At 75.8% G+C, this 20472-nt stretch carries 19 protein-coding genes; 9 read left to right on the top strand and 10 right to left on the bottom strand.

The features are described 5' to 3' along the window. Nucleotides 1-216: 216 nt before the first annotated feature. Both D459_RS0110515 and D459_RS0110510 read left to right on the top strand, forming a co-directional pair. Nucleotides 217-954, top strand: coding sequence for a tyrosine-protein phosphatase (locus D459_RS0110515; RefSeq protein ID WP_017592965.1), 738 nt, complete (start codon nucleotides 217-219; stop codon nucleotides 952-954). A gap of 294 nt (nucleotides 955-1248) precedes the next feature. Continuing rightward, nucleotides 1249-1710, top strand: coding sequence for a nuclear transport factor 2 family protein (locus tag D459_RS0110510; protein WP_017592964.1), 462 nt, complete (start codon nucleotides 1249-1251; stop codon nucleotides 1708-1710). Nucleotides 1711-1860: 150 nt separating this feature from the next. Here D459_RS0110510 and D459_RS0110505 read toward each other — a convergent pair whose 3' ends face one another. The 6 genes from D459_RS0110505 to D459_RS0110480 all read right to left on the bottom strand — a co-directional run bounded on the left by D459_RS0110505 (nucleotide 1861) and on the right by D459_RS0110480 (nucleotide 8514). Then, nucleotides 1861-2061 (bottom strand): DUF1918 domain-containing protein, encoded by a 201-nt coding sequence (locus D459_RS0110505; protein WP_017592963.1) that lies wholly within the window; start codon nucleotides 2059-2061, stop codon nucleotides 1861-1863. Between the two features lie 193 nt (nucleotides 2062-2254). Further along, nucleotides 2255-2854, bottom strand: a complete 600-nt coding sequence (locus tag D459_RS0110500; protein WP_040709767.1) for a Dps family protein — start codon at nucleotides 2852-2854, stop codon at nucleotides 2255-2257. Between the two features lie 167 nt (nucleotides 2855-3021). Beyond that, a complete protein-coding gene (locus D459_RS0110495; protein WP_017592961.1) occupies nucleotides 3022-4872 on the bottom strand; it encodes an ABC transporter ATP-binding protein in 1851 nt (616 codons plus the stop codon). A 1150-nt stretch (nucleotides 4873-6022) separates the two neighbouring features. Further along, nucleotides 6023-6685: a hypothetical protein gene (locus tag D459_RS0110490; RefSeq protein ID WP_026120259.1), complete on the bottom strand. Its 663-nt coding sequence runs from the start codon at nucleotides 6683-6685 to the stop codon at nucleotides 6023-6025. A 143-nt stretch (nucleotides 6686-6828) separates the two neighbouring features. Further along, nucleotides 6829-7479: a trimeric intracellular cation channel family protein gene (locus D459_RS0110485; protein WP_017592959.1), complete on the bottom strand. Its 651-nt coding sequence runs from the start codon at nucleotides 7477-7479 to the stop codon at nucleotides 6829-6831. Nucleotides 7480-7566: 87 nt separating this feature from the next. Continuing rightward, nucleotides 7567-8514, bottom strand: a complete 948-nt coding sequence (locus tag D459_RS0110480; RefSeq protein WP_017592958.1) for a LysR substrate-binding domain-containing protein — start codon at nucleotides 8512-8514, stop codon at nucleotides 7567-7569. A gap of 117 nt (nucleotides 8515-8631) precedes the next feature. Here D459_RS0110480 and D459_RS0110475 point away from each other — a divergent pair, with 117 nt between their 5' ends. The 3 genes from D459_RS0110475 to D459_RS0110465 all read left to right on the top strand — a co-directional run bounded on the left by D459_RS0110475 (nucleotide 8632) and on the right by D459_RS0110465 (nucleotide 11044). After that, on the top strand, nucleotides 8632-9558 hold the full coding sequence (locus D459_RS0110475; protein WP_017592957.1) for a serine/threonine dehydratase: 927 nt from the start codon (nucleotides 8632-8634) through the stop codon (nucleotides 9556-9558). Nucleotides 9559-9750: 192 nt separating this feature from the next. Beyond that, entirely contained in the window at nucleotides 9751-10299 is a 549-nt protein-coding gene (locus tag D459_RS0110470; protein WP_017592956.1) for a dihydrofolate reductase family protein, read from the top strand. 76 nt (nucleotides 10300-10375) lie between these two features. Next, nucleotides 10376-11044 carry a lysophospholipid acyltransferase family protein gene (locus tag D459_RS0110465; RefSeq protein ID WP_017592955.1) on the top strand — a complete coding sequence of 223 codons (669 nt, stop codon included), beginning with the start codon at nucleotides 10376-10378 and terminating at the stop codon, nucleotides 11042-11044. Nucleotides 11045-11120: 76 nt separating this feature from the next. On the opposite strand, the gene D459_RS0110460 is transcribed toward D459_RS0110465, so the two are convergent. Both D459_RS0110460 and D459_RS0110455 read right to left on the bottom strand, forming a co-directional pair. Continuing rightward, entirely contained in the window at nucleotides 11121-12626 is a 1506-nt protein-coding gene (locus D459_RS0110460; protein WP_017592954.1) for an aminopeptidase P family protein, read from the bottom strand. A 174-nt stretch (nucleotides 12627-12800) separates the two neighbouring features. Continuing rightward, nucleotides 12801-13328, bottom strand: coding sequence for a GNAT family N-acetyltransferase (locus D459_RS0110455; RefSeq protein WP_017592953.1), 528 nt, complete (start codon nucleotides 13326-13328; stop codon nucleotides 12801-12803). A 203-nt stretch (nucleotides 13329-13531) separates the two neighbouring features. Between D459_RS0110455 and D459_RS0110450 the strand changes: the two genes are divergently transcribed. Together D459_RS0110450 and D459_RS0110445 are read left to right on the top strand one after the other, a co-directional pair. Then, a complete protein-coding gene (locus D459_RS0110450; protein ID WP_026120258.1) occupies nucleotides 13532-14629 on the top strand; it encodes a pyridoxal-phosphate-dependent aminotransferase family protein in 1098 nt (365 codons plus the stop codon). Nucleotides 14630-14980: 351 nt separating this feature from the next. Next, a complete protein-coding gene (locus tag D459_RS0110445) occupies nucleotides 14981-15814 on the top strand; it encodes a GH25 family lysozyme (RefSeq protein WP_017592951.1) in 834 nt (277 codons plus the stop codon). Nucleotides 15815-15892: 78 nt separating this feature from the next. Here the strand turns inward: D459_RS0110445 and D459_RS0110440 are convergent, their stop codons facing one another. Together D459_RS0110440 and D459_RS31320 are read right to left on the bottom strand one after the other, a co-directional pair. After that, a complete protein-coding gene (locus D459_RS0110440; protein WP_017592950.1) occupies nucleotides 15893-16114 on the bottom strand; it encodes a DUF3099 domain-containing protein in 222 nt (73 codons plus the stop codon). Next, nucleotides 16111-17061: an oxygenase MpaB family protein gene (locus D459_RS31320; RefSeq protein ID WP_051065403.1), complete on the bottom strand. Its 951-nt coding sequence runs from the start codon at nucleotides 17059-17061 to the stop codon at nucleotides 16111-16113. The genes D459_RS0110440 and D459_RS31320 overlap by 4 nt, the downstream gene beginning before the upstream one ends. A 211-nt stretch (nucleotides 17062-17272) precedes the next feature. Here D459_RS31320 and D459_RS0110430 point away from each other — a divergent pair, with 211 nt between their 5' ends. Further along, nucleotides 17273-18130, top strand: a complete 858-nt coding sequence (locus tag D459_RS0110430) for an alpha/beta fold hydrolase (protein ID WP_017592948.1) — start codon at nucleotides 17273-17275, stop codon at nucleotides 18128-18130. An 86-nt stretch (nucleotides 18131-18216) separates the two neighbouring features. Further along, nucleotides 18217-19539: a hypothetical protein gene (locus D459_RS0110425; protein ID WP_017592947.1), complete on the top strand. Its 1323-nt coding sequence runs from the start codon at nucleotides 18217-18219 to the stop codon at nucleotides 19537-19539. Nucleotides 19540-20472: the final 933 nt, after the last annotated feature.

The following is a 20472-nucleotide window of genomic DNA, read 5'->3' as shown; positions in this document are numbered from 1 at the left end:
CCGTTCAAAGGAGGCCCGTTCAGCGGTGAGGCCGGTGCCGCCCCCCGCTTCTCCGCGCGGCCGCCTTCCGCATGGGCGCGTCCCGTCGCGGCCGCTCGGAAAGAGCCGGGGAGTCGGCGCGGCGCCCGCCCCGCCCCCGACCGGGGCCGGAGGAGGCCATGGCCGCGCACGGGTCCCGCTTCCCGCAGATCCCGGCCGTGCTTCTAGGATCGCCCCGTGAGCACCCCCATCACGTTCGAGCACCTGCACAACTTCCGGGACCTGGGCGGTCCCCGCGCCGCCGGCGGCCGCCGGGTGCGCCGGGGCCGGCTGTTCCGCTCCGACTCCCTGGGCAAGCTGCACGGCCCCGACCTGGACCGCTTCCTCGGCCTGGACGTGCGCACCGTGATCGACCTGCGCCACCCCTGGGAGGTGGAGCGCAGCGGGCGCGTCCCGCACCGCGACGGGCTGGCCTACCACAACCTGAGCGTCGAGCACCGCCCCTACGACCAGGCGGGCCTGGACCCCGATGTGGACCCGGTGCCGTTCCTCGCCGAGCGGTACGCCGAGCTCGCGGACGAGGGCGCCGGCGAGCTCCGCCGGGCCCTGGAGATCATCGCCGGCGACACCTCCCCGCTGGTGTTCCACTGCCACTCCGGCAAGGACCGCACCGGCGTGCTGGCCATGCTGGTCCTCACCCTGCTCGGGGTGGACGAGGACGACATCGCCGCCGACTTCGCGCTGACCGGGCTGGCCACCGAGCGCCTGGTCGCCGAGTGGCACGCGAGCTACCCCCACCTCACCCTGCGCTGGCCCGCCTACGGCACCGCCCCCGCCGGGATCATCCGGCGCTTCTCCGCCGGACTGGCCGACCGGTACGGGTCGGTGCGCGGCTACGCCGCCGAGCGGCTCGGCGCCGGAGACGACCTGGTGGCCGCCCTCCGCGACCGGCTGCTGGAGCCTGCTCCCGCCTGACCCGGACCGGCCGGGATCTGCGGTTCCTCTCCGGTGCCCGGTGCGGCGGGAACGGCTGCCCCCGCTGCACCGGGGCCGCTCGGGCGGCGGTCCGGGCTCCGGGCGCCCGCCGGCCTCCCCGTCCCCGGGGCTCCGTCCGGGCCGCGGCATGTCCGGAACCGTGGGGTCCCTGTCCCCAGCGGACATGGCGGGGAGCGCCGCCCGGCGGCACACTCGTGCCCGTCCTCTTCCGGGGCGGCGCGGCGGCAGGCCGGGGCCGGCTCCGGGAGCCCGCCCGCCTCCCTGGGGAGCACCATGACCCGCCCGCCCGTCCCGCCGTTCGACGAGGCCGCCGCCCGCGCGAAGGTCCAGGCCGCCGAGGACGCCTGGAACACCCGCGACCCCGCGCTCGTCGCCCGCGCCTACACGCCCGACTCGCTCTGGCGCAACCGCGACCTGTTCCTCCGCGGCCGCGCGGAGATCGAGGCGTTCCTGACCGCCAAGTGGGAGCGCGAACTCGACTACGCGCTCCGCAAGGAGCTGTGGTCCTTCGGCGAGGACCGGATCGCGGTGCGGTTCCAGTACGAGTGCCGGGACGCCGCCGGCCAGTGGTGGCGCAGCTACGGCAACGAGCTGTGGGAGTTCGCCCCCGACGGGCTGATGCGCCGCCGCGAGGCGAGCATCGACGACCTGCGCATCTCCTCCGGCGACCGGCGCATCTTCGGCCCCCGCCCGGAGGAGGAGCACGGCGCCCCGCTGCCCTGGCCCGGTCCCTGACCGGCCCCGGCCCCGGCCGCCTCGGTGGCCGCCGGGGCCGGGCCCTTCCGGCAGAGCGCCGGCGCTCCTGACGGCGTCTCCCGCCCCGGGCCCGCGGTGCGGGGGCGGCGCCGCCCCCGCACCGGCCGCCCCGCCGCCCCGTCTCCCCGTTCAGTCGACCGGGCCGCCCGGACGCGGCACGATCAGCGCGTCCGGCCCCGGGAAGATCAGCCTCTCGTGCCCGTCCTCGAAGCGGACGACATAGGGCGGCTCCCCGGAGGGACCGCGGACCTCGACGATCTCTCCGGTCAGCTCCTTCATACCGACGACCCGGGAGTTGATCCTCACCCGGTCGCCCACCGTGGCCTGCATACCGCTCCCCTCCTTCGCGTCCTTTGCGGTGGAAAGGCCGTCCCGCGGAACCGCCCGGCGGCCCCGCCGCCCGTTCCGCTCACCCCGGCGGCCTCCGCCGGTCCGACGCCTTTCCGGCACGATTCCCGCCCCGGTCCCGGTCGACACGGAGGCGGGGCGGGGGCGGCGCGCCGCCCCCGCCCCGCCGGCGGGCTCAGGCCCGCACCAGCGGGGTGTCGACCAGGTGCTCGGCGAGGAACCATGCCTGCATCTCCCCGGTCCGGATGACGTCGGAGACCAGCAGGTCGTTGGTGCCGTCGTCGCCCGCCTCGTCGGCCTTGCGCGCCGCCTCGTGCGCGTCGACCAGGATCAGCTCGTGCGCCTCCAGCAGCCGGGAGAGCATCGCCGGGACCTCCTCGGCCCCGTCCGGCGGGCGCGGCACCCGGGTGATCTCGGCGACGTGCCGGGGGTCGCCGACCGCGACGCCGCCCAGCGTCTGCACCCGCTCGGCCAGCGAGTCGACCATCCCGGCCTGCTCCCCGGCGTGCTTGTCCATCAGCAGGTGCAGCTGGTAAAAGGTGTGCCCGCGCATCAGCCAGTGGTGCTTCTTGTACAGCGCGTGCAGGATCTGCGTGTCGGCCAGTACCTGGTTGAGCCGCTGGCAGGAGTACATCCGGGCGTCGTGGGAGAGGCCGACCGGGAACTGCCGGACCGTGCCGAACCGCTGGATCTCGGAGCCCTTCTGGTGCAGCCACGGCTGGCTGCTGTGCTGCTCGGGCGTTCGGGTGCTGGTCACTGCTGGAACCCTCCCCATGTGGTGGCGTGCGGATCCGCCGCGACCGGGCGGGCGCCCGATCGCATCCGACCAGCCAGTCTCCGGGACCGCCCGTCACCCGCGGCCAAATCCGCGCCCACCCTCCGGCAAGGAATCGGCCAGGAAACCGCCCGGGCGGTGCGGGCCGGCCGCACCGCCCGGGAAGGTCAGGCCGCCCGCTCCCGGTAGGCGTCGGCCTGCAGCCGGTACAGCTCGGCGTAGAGGCCGCCGCGCGCGATCAGCTCCGCGTGGGCGCCCTGCTCGGCGACCCGGCCGCGGTCCAGCACCACGATCCGGTCGGCCATCCGCACCGACGCCAGCCGGTGCGTGATGAGCACGACGGTGCGGCCGCGCGCGTGCTCGCGGAGCGTCTCGAAGAAGGCGTGCTCGGCGCGGGCGTCCAGGGCCGCCGTCGGCTCGTCCACGATGAGCAGGTCTGCGTCGCGGTAGAGCCCGCGCGCCCCGGCGATGCGCTGCCACTGCCCGCCGGAGAGGTCGGCTCCCTGGGCGAACCGCGGGTCCAGGACGGTGTCCCAGCCCCGCGCGAGCCGGGCGACCACCTCGTCGGCGCCGCTCTGCCGCGCGGCGCGGGCCAGCCGGTCCGGGTCGGCCGCGGTGTCCATCGCGACGTTGCGCTCGGCGGTCATCGGCCACCGGCAGTACTCCTGGGCGACCAGGCCGATGCGGCGGCGCAGCTCCTCGGCGGGCAGCTCGGCGACGTCGGCGCCGTTCCAGGCGACCGTGCCGCGCTGCGCCCGGTACAGCCCGCAGACCAGCCGGGCCAGGGTGGTCTTGCCGGACCCGTTCTCGCCCACCAGCGCGACGATCTCCCCCGCCCGCACCCGCAGGTCGACGCCGCGCAGCGACGGCTCCTCGGCGGTGGGGTAGGAGAAGTGGACGCCGCGGACGGCCAGCTCGCGCAGCGGGCCGGGGGTCCGGGCCCCGGCGGGCGGGGCCGGCGGCAGCCGGCGCCGGGCCGCCGCGCAGAACTCGGTGAAGTCGGTGAAGTACAGGCCCGACTCGTACATCAGGTTGACCGAGAAGAGCAGGGTCTGCAGGGCCGCCTGCCCCTGCCGGATCGCCAGCACCGCCGTGCCCGCCACGGCCAGCGGTACCCCGCCGGCCAGGAGCAGGGCACCCAGCGCCGCGTACGTGGCGGCGGTGGCCGCGCCCCCGGCGGCGTCGCCGGCCGCGCGCACCGCGGTCTGCCTGCGGGCGACCGCCAGCATGGTGTCGCGCTCCCGGTCGGCCAGCCGGGTGTACTCCTCCAGCAGGAAGCGCCCCATGGTGTAGGCGCGCAGCTCCGCCGCGGAGTCGCGGGAGGCCAGCAGGTCGCCCAGGGTCCACTTGCGGCGCCGGCCGTTGGTCAGCTCCCGCATCCGCCGGTAACGCATCCGCGCGGCGCGCACCGCCGCCCAGCCCGCCGGGGCCACGGTCAGCGCCAGCAGCGGCAGCAGCACCGGGTGCAGCACCGCCAGCACCCCGGCGACGGCGGCCAGGCCGATCGCCGCGGAGAGCACCTCCACCGCGGCGTCGATGACCCGCCCCGCCTCGTACAGGCCCCGGTCGCGCGCCCGGTACATGGCGTCGTTGAACGAGGAGTCGTCGAAGCTCTCCAGGTCGATCCGGGCGGTCAGGTCGAACAGGTGCACTTCGGCGCGGCGCTCCACCTGCGGTTTGAGCCGGGCCTGGGCCCAGCCGGCCGCCGCCTGCAGCGCGCCGCGCGCCACCGCGGCCCCGGCGAGCGCGAGCAGGGCGGGCAGCGCCGCGGCGACCCGCTCGGCGGTGGGGACCGCGCTGAACAGCTCTTCCAGCACCCCGGTGACCGCGATCAGCGCCACCGCGCCGAACACCCCGGCGGCCGCGTGCAGCAGCAGGGTGGCGGCGGTGTCCCGGGGCGAGGCCCGCCAGGCCCAGCGCAGCGCGGCGGCGGCCGTCCCCGGGACCCGGGCGAGCATGCCGGCCAGCGTCGCCTCGGCCAGCGCCTCGTCGTGGACGCGGTACCGGGATGCGGTCATCTCCGGGACCGCCTCGGGTGATCGCGCGTTCTTTCCGCTGCGCGGGCCTCCGGCGCCCGCTGCTCCCCGTCGTCGCCATCGCTTCACGGCGTCACTCCGTTCCTCCCGCCCCGCGGGCCCTCCGCGGGGCGCGGGCGGACGCTCCGGCCGCTCGCACCGGTCCCGCGTCCCCTGCGCGGGCGGTCCGAGCAGAACATGCGTTCGGCCGCGCCGAGGAGCATGCCGCGCCCGGGGCCGCCGGGGCAGCCCGGTGCGGGAGACCGCCGGGGTTGGCGGCGGACCGGAACCCGGGGCGGGGCGCGCCGTGCGCGGAGCGGCCGGGGGCCGCCGGCCGGACTCCGCCGGGTTGGGCCCGGCCCGGATCGGCGGGGGATCCGGGCGGCCCGCGCCCGGTCCCGGCGGCGGCCCGTTGCCCCGGGGCCGGTGCGGGCCGGGCGCCGCGGCGCCCGGCCCCACCTGGGCGGGCGCCGCCCTCCGGACGGCGCGGGCCCGCCGGCGCCGGCCCCGCCGCGGCCAAACCCGCGGCGCCGGAGGTTTTCCTTCCGCCCCGCTTCCGCGCAGGTCGCCACGGGTGCACCGGGGGCGGGTGCGCGGTTCCGGGCCGGCGGGACCGGGCTGGTATTCCAGCACCGGCCGGCACGGGCGCCGGCCGGTCCCCCGGACAGGCCGATGCGGCATGGATGCGGCGGGACGCCCTGGGCGGGCCTGCGCCTGCATGCGCGCATGCGCCCGCGCATCGGGGCGCCTGCGGCACCGCAGGCCGCGGCCGGTCGCCGGCGCGGGCCGGCGCGGCCTCCGACGGTGCGGAGCCGGGGCGGGGGCGGAAATCCCTCCCCCGCTCTCCGGTGCGTTTCCGCATTCCCGGCGGACGCGCGGCGGCCCCGGAGCGGAGAGCGCTCCGGGGCCGCTCGGAGAAAGGGCGGGAACCGGGGCTGGCCAGGGTGTGCAGGGACCCCAGGTGGTGTTACCCCTTGCAGGTGACCTGTTACTCGGTGCCTGTTACCCGGAGCGGTCTTCCCGCTCCATCGCTACGCACGTACAACGGACACACCTGCTCAATGTGTGGTAGGCGGATAGACGCGAATGCGCGGTACGCCGCTACCTTTTACGACCGACACTTCGGTGCCCCGGCCCCGCTGTCCCGGTGAGCCTAGTCGAGTTCGACCAGCTCCGTCTTGTTGGCCCGGTTGATCGCCTGCTTGACCCGCTGGGCGTACTCGGCGATGCGGTCGATCTCGTCCCACTGGCCGCGCCGGGGCAGGCCGTAGTCGGTGATCTCCGCGACGTCGTAGCCGAGCAGCTCCTGCTCCTCGATCTTGAGGCCGTTCTCGCTGAAGGACTCGCGCTTGCGCTCCACCCTGCGGACGGTGCGGTAGCGGATCCAGTCCTCCCCGCCGTCGTAGGGGGCGGCGTCCTCGGCGCGCACCGGCACCGCGCGGGCGGCCTGCTCCAGCTTGGGGATGGTGTCGTCCTTGAGCACCAGCAGCTCGGGCACGGACAGCACCCGGACCCGCCCGTCGAGGTCCTCGATCTCGGCGCGCGCCCGCCGGTTGGTGCGCGAGATGCGCAGCGCCAGCTCCTCGTCCTCGGCGAGGATCGCGGCGATCCGCTCCCGGCACTCCTGCACGGTGTAGGCCCGCTTGGTGGCCTTCTCCGTGCCGGGCTCCGGGCGGTAGGCCTCCTCGCCGTCCAGGGAGGCGGTCCGGTAGCTGCGCCGCTCGGCCCCGGCCAGCTGCAGGCGGTTGATCCAGGTCTGCAGATCGGCCGAGAGCTTCTTGCGGCGGTTGAAGGCGTCTCCCAGCGTCATGTTCATGGTGGAGGACATTAGAGGCGGGGGAACCGGCCCGCCACTGGTTTTTCCCGAGTTCCCCGGATTCCCCGGATTTCCGCGCGCCCGCCCCGGTATCGCACCGGGAGAACCGCGCCGCCCCCGGGGGGGAATCGCGCCGGTCCCCCTCAGAACGGCTCCTCCGGCCGGCGCAGCGCACGCGGGGCGCTCCAGTGGAACCGCACCGCGAGAAGGCGCAGCACGAACGCGCCGAGCGCGGCGAGGGCACCGGTCCACCAGGTGAAGACACCGGCGTGGAGCAGCAGCGACGCCGCACCGGCCCCGGCCAGCGCCGGCAGCGCGTACAGCTCGGAGTCGCGGCGCAGCACCGAGGGCTGGAGGCCGGCCAGCAGGTCGCGGAGCATGCCGCCGCCCACCGCGGTGGTCACCCCCATCAGCGTCGCCGGCACCGGCCCCAGACCGAAGGAGGCCGCCTTGACCGCGCCGGTGACGCAGTACAGCCCCAACCCCATCGCGTCGACCACGGTCAGCGGCACCCGCTGCACCCGCTCCGGCGGATGCCACAGGAAGACCACCAGCGCGGCGAGCAGGGCCGTCCCCAGGTAGCGCAGGTCGGTGAAGGCCGCCGGCGGAACGTCGCCGATGAGCACGTCCCGGATCAGCCCGCCGCCGAAGGCGGTGCAGCACGCCAGCACCGCGATGCCCACCACGTCGAAGTCCCGCCGCACCGCCACCAGCGCACCGGACAGCCCGAACGCGAACGCGCCGAGCAGGTCGAGCACGTCGAAGGCGATGAGCTGCGCGGCCCCGAAGTCCATCCCCGCCCGTCCCCTCGTCCCCGTGTCCTCCCGCACCCCATCATCCCGGAGGGCTCCCCCGCCGGAGGGGCCGGGCGGCGCGCCCGCTCAATCGGCGGCCGCGGCGCCGGCGCCCCGGTCCAGGGCCCGGTGGGCGGAGAGGCGCAGCAGCGAGGCCATCTCCGGGACCGGGGCCAGGGGCCTGCGCCGGTGCACCAGGTAGACCTCCCGGGCGGGCGGCGGGGCGGCCGGGTCGGCGGCGGCCACCGGGTGCGCGCTCCACCCGGACGGCTCGCAGGCGCCCAGGACGGTCCGCGGGACCAGCCCGACGCCCACCCCGGCCCGGATCAGCGCGAGGGTGACCTCGTAGTCGCGGGTCTCGTAGGCGACCCGGACCCGCACCCCCGCCTCCCGGGCCGCCGTCTCCAGCGCGACCCGGTTAGGCACGCCCGGGGCGCCGCAGATCCACTCGTCCCCCGCCGCCTCGGCGAGCGGCACCGGGCCGGGGCGGGCCGCGGGGTGCCCCTCGGGGAGGACCAGCATCAGCGGGTCGACCAGGATCCTCTCCCGGCGCAGCCCGGCCGCAGCGGGCAGCTGCACCCCCGGGTAGCGGTGCGTGATCAGCAGGTCGAGCGCCCCGGAGGCGACCAGGCCGTACCCGTCGGGCGGCTCCAGGTCGGACAGGGCCGGGCGGACGTCGGGGTGGGCGCGGGCGAACGCCGCCAGCGCGCCGGGCACCAGGACCTTCCCCGCGCTGGCGAAGGTTCCCAGGGAGAGCCGGCGGGGCCGCTCCCCCGCCGCCGCGCGCACCGCGGTCTCCGCGTCGCGCAGGTCGCCCATGACCCGTTCGCCGTAGGCCAGCAGGATCCTCCCGGCCCCGGTGAGCCGGACGCCGCCCTGGCGCCGCTCCAGCAGCGTGCAGCCCAGCTCCCGCTCCAGTTTGGCGAGCTGCTGGGAGAGCGCGGGCGCGGTGAACGACATCCGCTCGGCCGCCGCGGCGATGGAGCCGGCGTGGGCGACCTCCACCAGGACCCGGACCCGGTTCGCGTCCAGCACCGCCGCGCTTCCTCCCCCCGCGCCCGGGGGCGCCCCGGCCCCGCAGATAAGCAGAGCTTATCCGTCGTTAGCAGACGGAACTTCACCTCGGTCCCGGCCCGGGGCAGAGTTGGCCTCATGGCACCGAGCACCGCAGTCCCCGCACATGTCCCCACCTCCGCCGACGTCCGGGAGGCCGCCGACCGGGTCGCCGGGCGCGCCCGGCGGACCCCGCTGCTCCGGGCCCGGGTGGACGGGCGCCGGGTCACCCTCAAACTGGAGCACCTCCAGCTCACCGGGTCGTTCAAGCTGCGCGGCGCGCTGAACGCGCTGACCGCGCGGCGCAGCGCCCGGGTGGTCACCGCCTCGGGCGGCAACCACGGGCTGGGGGTGGCGGCCGCCGCCCGCATGCTCGGCACCGAGGCGGTCGTCTACGTCCCGGAGACCGTGCCCGAGGCCAAGGCCCGCCGGCTGGAGGCCTCCGGCGCCCGGCTGGTGCGCGCCGGCGACCGCTACGCCGCCGCCGCGGAGGCGGCGCTGGAGTACGCCGCCGCGGAGGGGGTGCGCTACCTGCACGCCTACGACGACCCGCTGATCGTCGCCGGGCAGGGCACGGTCGGCCTGGAGATCGCGCAGGACGCGCCGGACTGCGACGCGGTGGCGGTGGCCGTCGGCGGCGGCGGGCTGGCCGCGGGGGTGCGGCTGGGCGCCGAGGGGCGCGAGGTCGTCGCGGTCGAACCGGAGGGCTGCCGGAGCCTGCACGCCGCGCTGGCCGCCGGGGAGCCGGTGGACGCCCCGGTCGACTCGGTGGCCGCGTCCGCGCTGGGCGCCACCCGGGTGGGCCGGACCCCGTTCGAGGTGCTGCGCGCCCGCCCCGTCACCCCGGCCCTGGTCGGCGACGGGGAGATCCTGGCCGCCCGGGACCGGCTCTGGGAGGAGTTCCGGATCGCCGCGGAGCCCGCCGCCGCGGTCCCCTTCGCCGCCTGGCTGGCCGGCCGCGTCCCCGGCGAGAACCCGTGCCTGGTCGTCTGCGGCGCCAACACCGGCTGGCGCCCGGCCGACTGACCGCCGGGCCCGCTCCTCGTATGCGGCGGAGGATCTGTCGGCCCGGCGGAGTAGCATCCCGTCGGCCGGGCCTCCGCCGCTCGCGGCGGCCGCCCGGCGCCCCGGAACCCGCCGATGAGTTCCGCGGAACCCCGCGGTCCCATGGGCGGCCGTGCACCGCACCGGGCGGTGCCGTAGAGAGGAAGTACGGGCATGGGCGAGATCATCTACTTCGCGCAGCAGTCGGTCGACGGCTTCATCGAGGGCCCCGAGGGCGAGTTCGACTGGCCGGTGGTGGGACCGGAGCTGTCGGAGTACTCCCGCGCCGCGGGCGAGCAGGCCGGCGCGTTCCTGTACGGGCGGGTGGTCTGGGAGATGATGTCCGGGTTCTGGCCGCGCGCCGAGGAGCTCTCCGACGACCCGCACGACCTGGCGTTCGCCCCGGCCTGGCGGGCCAAGCCGAAGCTGGTGGTCTCCCGGACGCTGCAGGGCGCCGAGTGGAGCACCCGGGTACTGGCCGACCTGGACGAGCTGGCCGCCGCGAAGAAGGAGGCGGAAGGGGACATCGTGCTGTTCGGCGGCTCCGAGCTGGCGGCGGCCCTCACCGAGCGCGGACTGATCGACGAGTACCGCCTGATCGTCCACCCGGTCGCCCTGGGCGGCGGGAAGCGGTCCTTCGCCGACCCCGGGCGGCTCGGGCTGGAGCTGTCCGAGTCCCGGGTGTTCGACGGCACCGCCGTGCTGCTCCGCTACCGCCGCTGATCGGCCCGGCCGGCCCCGGCCCGCGGCGGTGCGGATACCCTTCCCTCGACCCTCAGGCCGCGGGAAAGGGAGACCCATGCTCTACACGGCGCTGCGCTGGACGTGCTCGTCCCTGGGACGCGCGCTCTACCGGCCGGTGATCGAGGGGCTGGAGAACATCCCGTCCTCCGGGCCGGTGCTGCTGGCCGCCAACCACCTGTCGTTCTCCGACAGCGTCGTCCTCCCGCTCGCGGTGCCCCGCCCGATGCGGTTCCTCGCCAAGGCCGAGTACTTCGAGGCGCCGGGGGTGAAGGGCCGCGCCTCCCGCGCGCTGGTCACCTCGCTGGGCGCGGTCCCGGTGCGCCGCACCGGCGGCCGGGACGCGCTGAACTCGCTGGACCTGGGGCTGTCGGTGCTCAAAGACGGCGGCGTGTTCGTCATCTACCCCGAAGGCACCCGCTCCCCCGACGGGCGGCTGTACAAGGGCCGCACCGGGGTGGCGCACCTGGCGCTGACCTCGGGCGCGCCGGTCGTCCCGGTGGGGCTGGCCGGCACCGAGCGGATCCAGCCGATCGGGGCCCGGCTGCCCCGCCTGGCGCGGATCCGGATCCGCTTCGGCGAGCCCCTGGACTTCTCCTTCGGCTACGACCACATGAAGGCGGGCCGCGCCCGCCGGGAGGTCACCGACCGGGTGATGGCCGCCATCGGCGACCTGACCGGCCAGGAGGAGGCCGGCGTGTACAACCCCCACACCCCGAGGGCCTGACCCCGAGGCGACGGGGGCCCACGGGCCGGGCGGTGCGCACCGCCCGGCCCGCAGAGCCTCCCTGCCGGGCGCCCGGTCAGGCCTTGGGCATCCGCTCGGCCAGCCACGCCTCGACGTCGGCGGAGGAGCGCGGCAGGCCCGCCGACATCACCCGGTTGCCGTCCTCGGTGACCAGCACGTCGTCCTCGATCCGCACGCCGATGCCGCGCAGCTCCTCGGGGACGGTCAGGTCGTCGGGCTGGAAGTACAGGCCCGGCTCGACGGTGAGCACCATGCCCGGGCGCAGCTCGCCGTAGAGGTGCTCCTCGGTGCGGGCCCGGGCGCAGTCGTGCACGTCCAGGCCGAGCATGTGGCCGGTGCCGTGCAGGGTGTAGCGGCGCTGCAGGCCCAGCTCGACGACCCGGTCCACCGGGCCCTCCAGCAGACCCCACTCGACCAGGCCCTCGGCCAGCACCCGCTGGGCGACCCGGTGGAAGTCGCGGAACGGTCGGCCCGGCGCGACCGCGGCGATGGACGCCTCCTGGGCCGCGTACACCAGGTCGTACACGCGCCGCTGCAGCTCGGTGAAGGCACCCGACACAGGGAGGGTGCGGGTGACGTCGGCGGTGTAGAGCTCGGTGGTCTCCACGCCGGCGTCCAGCAGCAGCAGGTCGCCCTCGCGGACCGGGCCGTCGTTGCGGACCCAGTGCAGGGTGGTGGCGTTGGGCCCGGAGGCGGCGATGGTGCCGTAGCCGACGTCGTTGCCCTCCACCCGGGCGCGCAGGAAGAACGTGCCCTCGATGTACCGCTCCGAGGTGGCCTTGGCCTGCGGCAGCACGGCCACCACGTCGTTGAAGCCGCGGACCGTGGCGTCCACGGCCTTCTGCAGCTGCTCGACCTCCCACTCGTCCTTGACCAGCCGCATGTCGTGCAGGGCGACGGCGAGCTCCTCGTCGCGCGCCGCGCTCTCCTCGGAGGCGCCGCCGCGCAGCTCGTCGACGATCCGGTCCAGGGCGCCGTCGTGGCCGCGGACGATGCGGGTGGCCACGCCGCCGGCGGCCTTCTCCAGCAGGGCGGGCAGCTCGCGGACGTCGTGCACGGCCAGGCCGAGCAGGGCCGAGGACTCGGCGAGGCTGCTGCGCCGGCCGCTCCACAGCTCGCCGTGGCCGTCCAGCCAGAACTCGCCGTTCTCCCGGTTGGAGCGCGGCCGCAGGTAGGCGGTGACCTCGTGGCCGCCGCCCTCGTGCGGCTCGAACACCAGGCAGCCGTCGTCGGACTGGTCGCCGCTGAGGTAGACGTAGTCGGTGGCGGCCCGGAACGGGTACTCGGTGTCGTTGGAGCGGGTCTTCAGGCCGCCCGCCGGGACCACCAGGCGCTCGCCGGGGAAGCGGGCGCTCAGCTCGGAGCGGCGGTGCGCGGTGTGCCGCGCCTGCTCGATCGGGCGCACGTCGCGCTTCTCGGTGTCGGCCCAGCCGGTGCGCATCCACGCCGACAGCTCCTCGGAGACCGACTGCTCCTGCCCGTTCTTGCGCGGCCGGAACGCCGGCTCGCCGGTCGCACCGTCCTGGGCCTGCCCCCCGCCGGGGCGCTGCTGCTCGGTCACTGCTCGGCCTCCAAGGTCACTCGGTTCGCTGCCGGCCGCTCGTGGCGGCCCCTCGGCCCTGCCGCGCGGACCGCCCCGGGGTGCGGGGAGGGCGCGCCCCCGCGGCCGCCCCGGGCGGGCGCCGCGCACGGGTGCGCGGTGCGCTCCCGGCCGGCGGCGGCCGCGGGGCAAGGTCTAGCGTCCATCGTAGGGCGCCGCGCCGCCCGCCAGCTCCTTGGCGAACGCGTAGTAGCGGCGGCCGCCCTGCTCGTCGAGGCCCTCGGCGTCGGACAGCGCATAGCCCAGCCGGCCGTACATCGCGACGGCCTCGGGCTGCTCCGGGCCGGTGGTGAGGTAGGCGCGCCGGTACCCGCTGCGCACCGCGGCGGCCTCCACCGCGGACAGCGCCCGCCGCCCCAGTCCGCGCCTGCGGTGCGCGCCGTCGGTCCAGATCCGCTTGAACTCGGCGGTGGCGGCGTCCTTCCGGCGGAACGCCCCGCCGGCCACCGGGCGGCCGTCCAGCTCGATCAGGACCACCCCGCCGTAGGGGGCGTCGAAGTCGGCCTCGGGGTAGGCCTCCAGCTCCCGCCGGGCGGCCTCGGCGCCGTAGCGCCGGGTGTACTCCTCGGCCAGCCCCTCCAGCATCGGCCGGACCGCGGGGTCGCCCATCGCCACCGCCCGCTCCACCGGCGCCGGCGTGCGCTCGGCCCCCTGAACCGTCATCGCCTTCCCTCTCCTCCCGATCGGCTGCGAGTCGCGGCGGCCGGGTCCGGCCGCCGTCCACCAACGGCCCAACTTAGGACGTTCCGCCCGCATTCCCGCCGGTGAGCGGCGCCGTACCGGTGTCGCGATCGCCACACCTCCCGCACCCCTCCCGGGCACCCCTGCGGCCCGGCCCGCCCCGGGCGGGTCCTAGAGTGACCGACATGGCTTTGAGCGATCGCACCCTCCTGGGCCCCGGACCGAGCAACCCCTACCCCGAGGCCGTCCTCGGGCTGTCCGCCCCGATCCTGGGGCACCTCGATCCGGAGTTCATCGCGCTTCTGGACCGCGTCTGCGACCGGCTGCGCACGGTATGGGGCACCGCCAACCCGCTGACCATGCCGCTGTCGGGCACCGGGTCGCTGGGCATGGAGGCGGCGTTCGCCAACACGGTGCGCCCCGGCGACACCGTGGTCGTCGCGGTCAACGGCCTGTTCGGGCGGCGGATGTGCGAGGTGGCCTCCCGGTACGGCGCCGAGGTGGTCGGGGTCGGGCACGCCTTCGGCGAACCGGTCGACGTGCAGCGGGTGCTGGACGCCCACCCCTCCCCGGCGATCGTGGCCGCGGTGCACGCGGAGACCTCCACCGGCGTGCTCAGCGACATCGGCGCCCTGGGCGCCGCGGTGCACGCGCGCTCCGAGGAGACGCTGCTGGTCGCCGACTGCGTCACCTCGCTGGGCGGCACCGAGGTCGCCGCGGACGAGTGGGGCGTCGACATCGGCTACTCCGGCACCCAGAAGTGCCTGGGGGTGCCGCCGGGGCTGGCGCCGTTCACCTTCTCCGAGCGGGCCTGGGAGCGCCGGGTGGAGACGCCCCCGGTGTGGTACATCGACCTGGGGCTGCTCGGCGCCTACGTGCGCGGCGGCCCCGGCGGGCGCGCCTACCACCACACCGCGCCGGTGGGCATGATCGCCGCCCTGGACGCGGCGCTGGAGCGGATCACCGCCGAGGGCACGGCCGAGGTCGCCGCCCGGCACCGGGCCGCCGGCGCCCGCCTCCAGGACGGCCTGGAGGACATGGGCCTGGAGCTGTTCGCCGCCAAGGGCCACCGGCTGCCGCAGCTGACCTCGGTGAAGGTGCCCGAAGGGGTGGACTCGGCCAAGGTCCGCGGACGCCTCCTGGACGAGTACGGCATCGAGATCGGCGCCGGCGTCGCGGAGTACGCCTCCACCGTGTGGCGGATCGGGCTGATGGGCCACAACGCCCGCCCGGACCGCGCCGAACTGGTCCTGGCCGCGCTCCGCGAGGTGCTGGGCCGCTGACCCCCGCCCGGCGCCGGGACGCCCCGGCGCCGGGCCCCGTTCCGCTCCGCGGAGCCTCCCCTTCCCCTTTTTTCCTTCTCCTTTCTCCGGTGCCCCGGAGCCGCCGGGCCCTGGTTCCCCCTGCAGGTGGGCCGCGGTCCCGGTGGCGGCGGCTGGGTCCTGGGGCCCTGGGGGCGCGGGCGTTTTGAGCCCTGCGGCCCATTGCCCGCCCGGACCCCGGTGAGGCTGAATTCTCAGTGCGGACGCGTACCGAACGAACGCGCTCCGTTACCGAGATCCTCACCCGTCCCCGCTCGTACAGCCGGCCCGGCCCACCCGGTCGCGCGGCCGGTTGGGAAGGAGATCACGGCGATGCGAAGCATCCCCCGCACCCCCCGCTCCACCGCGCTGAGCCTCCTGCTCGGCTCGGTGCTCGCCGCGGCCGGCACCCTGTTCGCGCCCGCCGCCGCGGCGTCCCCCACCGACACCCCGGCCATGGCCCAGCACGCCCGGGAGACCCCCGACGCCCCCGGCCGGACCGACGTCTCCGCGGCGCCCGCGGGCATCCCCGGCATCGACGTCTCGCACCACAACGGCACCATCGACTGGCCGAAGGTCGCCGGCAGCGGCGTGCGCTTCACCTACATCAAGGCCACCGAGGGGACCGGGTTCAAGTCCCCCGCGTTCAACACCAACTACACCGGCTCCTACCGGGCCGGGCTGATCCGCGGCGCCTACCACTTCGCCCGCCCCGACGTCTCCGGCGGCGCCGCCCAGGCCGAGTACTTCGCGTCCAACGGCGGCGCCTGGTCCGCCGACGACCAGACCCTGCCCGGCGCACTGGACCTGGAGGACACCTCCGCGGCGCCGCACTGCTACGGCAAGTCGCCCTCCCAGATCGTCTCCTGGGTGCGCGACTTCAGCGACACCTACCGGGACCTGACCGGGCGGGACGTGGTGCTCTACACCAGCGCCGGCTGGTGGAACGACTGCGCCGGCGGCAGCGGCGCCTTCGCCTCCACCAACCCGCTGTGGGTGGCCAGCTGGACCAGCGCCGACCGGCCCACCATCCCCGCCGGGTTCGGGGTGCACACCTTCTGGCAGTACACCGACAGCGGCTCCGTCCCCGGCATCGGCGGCGACACCGACCTCAACGTGTTCAACGGCTCCCGCGACCGGCTGCTCGCGCTGGCCAACAACACCTGACCCGGAACCTCCCCGGACCGGCCCCGGCCGCCCCCCTCCCTGCGGCCGGGGCCTCCCCCACGGCCCCGCCCGGGCGCCTCAGCGCTCCCGGTTGGGGCCGTAGCGGACGTCGTGGTCGGCCGGGTCGGTCGGGTCGGAGCTGTTGCCGATGATCACCGCGATCGGCGGCAGCACCATGGCGACCGCGCACATCGCCACCGCCCACTCGACCCCGAGCAGGTAGTAGACCGGCAGCGACCCGGCGAACAGCACCAGGCAGGTGCCCATCAGCCAGGCGTACCGGCGCACCCGGCGCTTCATACCTCCACTGTAGTCCCGGCCCGCCCGAGCACCCCGGCCGCCTCGGCCGCGCCGGCCGGCCAGGACCGCGGGTCGCGCAGCCCCGCCAGGCCGCCGCCGACCCGGTACCCGTGCTCGGCCAGCCGGACCCGGGCCCGGCGGGCGCGCTCCACCGTGGCCTCCTCGAAGATCCGGTCGTAGAGCGCGTCCGGGGTGGCGTTCAGGCCGGTGCGCACCGCCGACAGCGCGCCGGTGGCGAGCGCCTGCGTCCCCGGCGGCTCGGGCAGCACCCGGTACATCCGGCGGGCCCAGTCCGGCAGCGTGTAGTAGGAGAGCAGGCCGATCGGCACCCACATCGGCTTGAACGGGGCGAGCGCCCGCATCCGCTCCGGCACCTTGGGCCAGAGCAGGAACCGGACGATCTCCCGGGCCTCCGGGCCGGCCGCCAGCCGCGGGCGGACCCCGGCCAGGTAGGCGCGCATCCGGTCCACCGAATCGGGCACCTCCGCCGGGTCCAGCCCCACGTAGGCGGCGGTGCGAGTCTGCTCGGCGAAGTACCGGTCGGCGTCGGCGCGACTCAGCCGGGCGCCGGCCCGGGCCACGACCTCCAGGTAGGACACCACCTCCGCGCAGTGCACCCAGAGCAGCAGGTCGGGCTCGTCGACCCGGTGCCGGCGGCCGGTGGCCGGGTCGGTGAAGCTCAGCCGCCGGTGCACCGAGCGGACCCGGGCGCCCAGCTCCTCGGCCTCCTGCGGGCTGCCGTAGGTGGTGGTGCCGACGAAGTCGACGGTGCGCAGCAGCCGGCCGGTGGGGTCCTCGCGGAAATCCGACCGCTGCCAGACCCCCTGCACCGCCACCGGATGCAGGGCCTGCAGCATCAGCGCCCGGACACCGGCCACCCACATGGCCCGGTCCGTCTGGATCCGCCAGGTCGCGCTCTCCGGAAGGGCGACGGTGGGCTGCTCCACGTCCGGCACGTCCTTTCCGGGAGGGGGCTCCCGAGATCGGTTCTCCCGACACCTGGTACGCCGCGCCGGCGCACCTCGAATCCGATTCTAGATCGCCCGCTCCCCCGGCCCCGCAGGGGATCCGGCCCCCGGGGGCGCTCCCGGCCCCGCCCCCGCCCGGGAGCCCGGAGTAGGTTGTCGGTCACCCGCTTCCCCTGACGAGAGGACCGCCATGGACCGCGCCCCCGCCCCCGGATCCGACCGCCTCGCGCTGAACGTGCGGGGCATGGTCTTCGACGCCGTCGCCGCAGGACCCGAGGACGGCCCGCTGGTGCTGTTCCTGCACGGCTTCCCCGAGTTCGCCTCCTGCTGGGGCGAGCAGATCGCCGCGGCGGCCCGGGCCGGGTACCGCGCGGTCGCCGTGGACCAGCGCGGCTACTCCCCCGGCGCGCGCCCCGAGGGCCCCGCCGCCTACACCGTGGACGAACTGGTCGCCGACGTGTTCGCGTTCGCCGACGAACTGCAGGCCGAGCGGTTCCACCTGGTCGGACACGACTGGGGCGGGGTGCTGGCCTGGCCCGCCGCGGGCCGCCGCCCCGAGCGGATCCGCACCCTGACCGTGCTGTCCACCCCGCACCCGCGCGCCCTGGCCCGCGCGGTCGCCGAATCCGAGGAGCAGCGGGAGAGCCTCTCCTACATCGGGCTGTTCCGGCGGGAGGGCAAGGCCGAGGAGGTGCTGCTCGGCGACGGCGCCGCCGCACTGCGCGGCATCTACCAGGGGCGCGTCCCCGCCGCCCTGGTCGAGGAGAACGTGCGTCGGCTCGGCGAGCCGGGCGCGCTGACCGCGGCGCTCAACTGGTACCGGGCACTGGACGGCGCCGCCGCCGACGCCCCGGCGATCGAGGTGCCGGTGCTGTACCTGTGGGGCGACGGCGACCTGGCGTTCACCGCCGCGGCCGCGGAGTCCACCGGGGAGTGGGTGGGCGGCGGCTACGAGTACGTCCGCCTGGACGGCGCCTCGCACTGGCTGCCGGAGGAGGACCCGGAGCGGATCATCCCGCCCATCCTGGAGCACCTCAAGCGCGGCTGATCCCGCGCGCCCGGCTGGCGCCCGCGCGGAGTCCGGTGCAGTCTTGACCCACCGGGGGGCAGTGCTGCACCGAGCGGAGGTCTCAGATGGCACCTCGGAGGTCGGGCTGGGCGGCGGCCGCCGCCGCTGCCGCGCTCGCCGTCCCCACCGCGGCCGCGGTCGAGGGCGCGGCGGAGGCGGACACCGGTTGGCGGCTGGTGCACGAGGAGGACTTCTCCCGGTTCGCCCCGTCCGGGGACACCGGGTGGTTCCCGGACGAGGACGGCCCCGGCGGCCCCTACGATGTGGACGGCTACGACAACGACGGCGGGTTCTTCCACGCGATGGGCGGGCCCGCGTTCGGCGGCCACCTGGACGGCATGGACCTGTACCGGCGGTCGTTCTCCTTCGGCGAGGACGGCTGGCTCACCGCCGAGCTCGCCAAGCGGGACGGCGTGCGGGAGCCGTCGTTCACCCGGGACCTGCTGCCCGGGTCCGGCCCCTCGGGGCTGTTCGACAGCCCCGAGCACGGCGGCGCGGTGGTGCTGCGCTCCACCGAGGCGCTGCCCGCCGAGTACCGGGTGGAGGTCACCCTCAGGACCATCGACTTCGGCGGGCAGCGCGGCGGCGAGTGGGACTACGGCGGCAAGGTCAACGGCTACCGCCCCTCCGACTGCAAGACCAACTTCCCGTGGGCCGCCTCGGGCGACTTCACCCGCCCCGAATGCGACTGGCACGACGTCACCACCGACTCCAACGGGTTCTACTTCCTGTCGGTGATGGACTACGAGCGGCCCGCCCCGCACAACAACGTCTTCGTGCACACCCACCGCAAGGTGGTCATGGACGGCTACAACCGGTACCGCTACACCGGGAGCGGGCTGCGCTACTGCGACGCCCGCACCGGCGAGCTGCAGCCCTACGAGTGGGGCAGCGGCAACGGGGTGAACATGCTGTTCATGACGGACCAGCGGCGCTACGCCGACCAGCCCGGCACCGAGTACGTGATGCACAGCGAGTGCGGCACCGAGGTCGGCGGCGGCATCGTCAGCCAGGCCGACCTGGTGCCCGAGGCGATGCCGGAGCGCGACTACCGGTTCGCCGTGGAGCGCCGCGCCGACCGGTACGTCCTGGAGGTCTCCGGGGAGTTCCGGCACATCGGCGAGCGCACCCTCCGCTACGAGCAGCCCTTCGACGACGGCGAGAACCCGGTCTGGCACTACAACCGCACCCCCGGCGAGTACTCCGGGGAGCACAACGCCACCTGGACCTACCCGGCCCCCGACGGCGGCGCCTACACCGACACCGACGTGTGGCCCGCCGGCTCCGCCTACCCGGACCATTTCCTCATCGGACAGCCGCACATGAACTTCTACGAGGGCAGCGCCCGCGTCGACGACGTGCGCCTGTACGTACCCGAGGACGGCTGAGCGCACTCGCCCCCCGCCTCCCTTCTCCCGATGGTCTCGGCGCCGTCGCCGTCTCAAAGCCGGTGGTTCCCAGTGTCCGTTGCAACACCGCACACCAGAGGAGAGAAGGAGCACCGGCCGGCCGGTCGGTCCGGTGCGGCGCCCCACGGGGTGAGGGTTCAAGCGGGCAGCGAAGGCGGGAAGGGGACCGGCCGGTCGGTCGGGTGCGGCGTCTCGCGGAGCGGAGGCCAAGACGGGCAGCGACGGCAGCGGTAGGGGCGGGGCGAAGGTCCTCACCCGAGCGCGGCACCTCACGGGGCGAGGGTCCAGACGGACAGCGAAGGCGGGAAGGGGAACCGGCCGGTCGGTCAGGTGCAGCACGTCGCGGAGCGAAGGTTCAAGCGGGCGGCGAGGGCGGCGGCGAGGACCGGCCGGTCGGTCGGGTGCGGCAGAGCGGGGCACGGCGGTCGGGGCGGGTCTGGGGCGGCGGGTTCGCCGTTCCCGCGTCGCCCGGGCGTCGGGGCCGGCCGCCCTTGAAACCGCTGCACCTCCCTGACCTGGGCAAACACGCACAGTGAAGGCCGGGAGGAGCGCCCTGCGCACCGCGAGAGCACCCCGGTGATTCCCGGGCGCGCATCCCGGCTCGGATCGGCCCCCGGAAGCCCCGAATCGCCTCGATCGGGCCGGTGTTCGGGGGTTCGAGCCGCCCGCAAGGCCGCAAAGCAGGGGGCCGGAACCCGGACAGGGGCGGGATGTCGCTTTTACCCTGCAGGGAGGGCCCGCCTTGGCCACTCTGGGTAACCGACAGGGAGACGGTGGGAACCTTGGGGCTTACTACTCGCTGGTAGATGTAATCGGGGTGCTCTCCCGGTGCGCAGGGCGCTCCCGCACCCGCCCGATCCCCGCCGCAAACCCGGCATACGGGATATGACCACCCTCGGCGGGGGGGCGGGG

The organism is Nocardiopsis potens DSM 45234, from assembly GCF_000341105.1.
GTDB lineage: Bacteria > Actinomycetota > Actinomycetes > Streptosporangiales > Streptosporangiaceae > Nocardiopsis_A > Nocardiopsis_A potens.
Note: the sequence above shows the minus strand (reverse complement) of the source record. Positions and strands in the feature narration are given on the sequence as shown.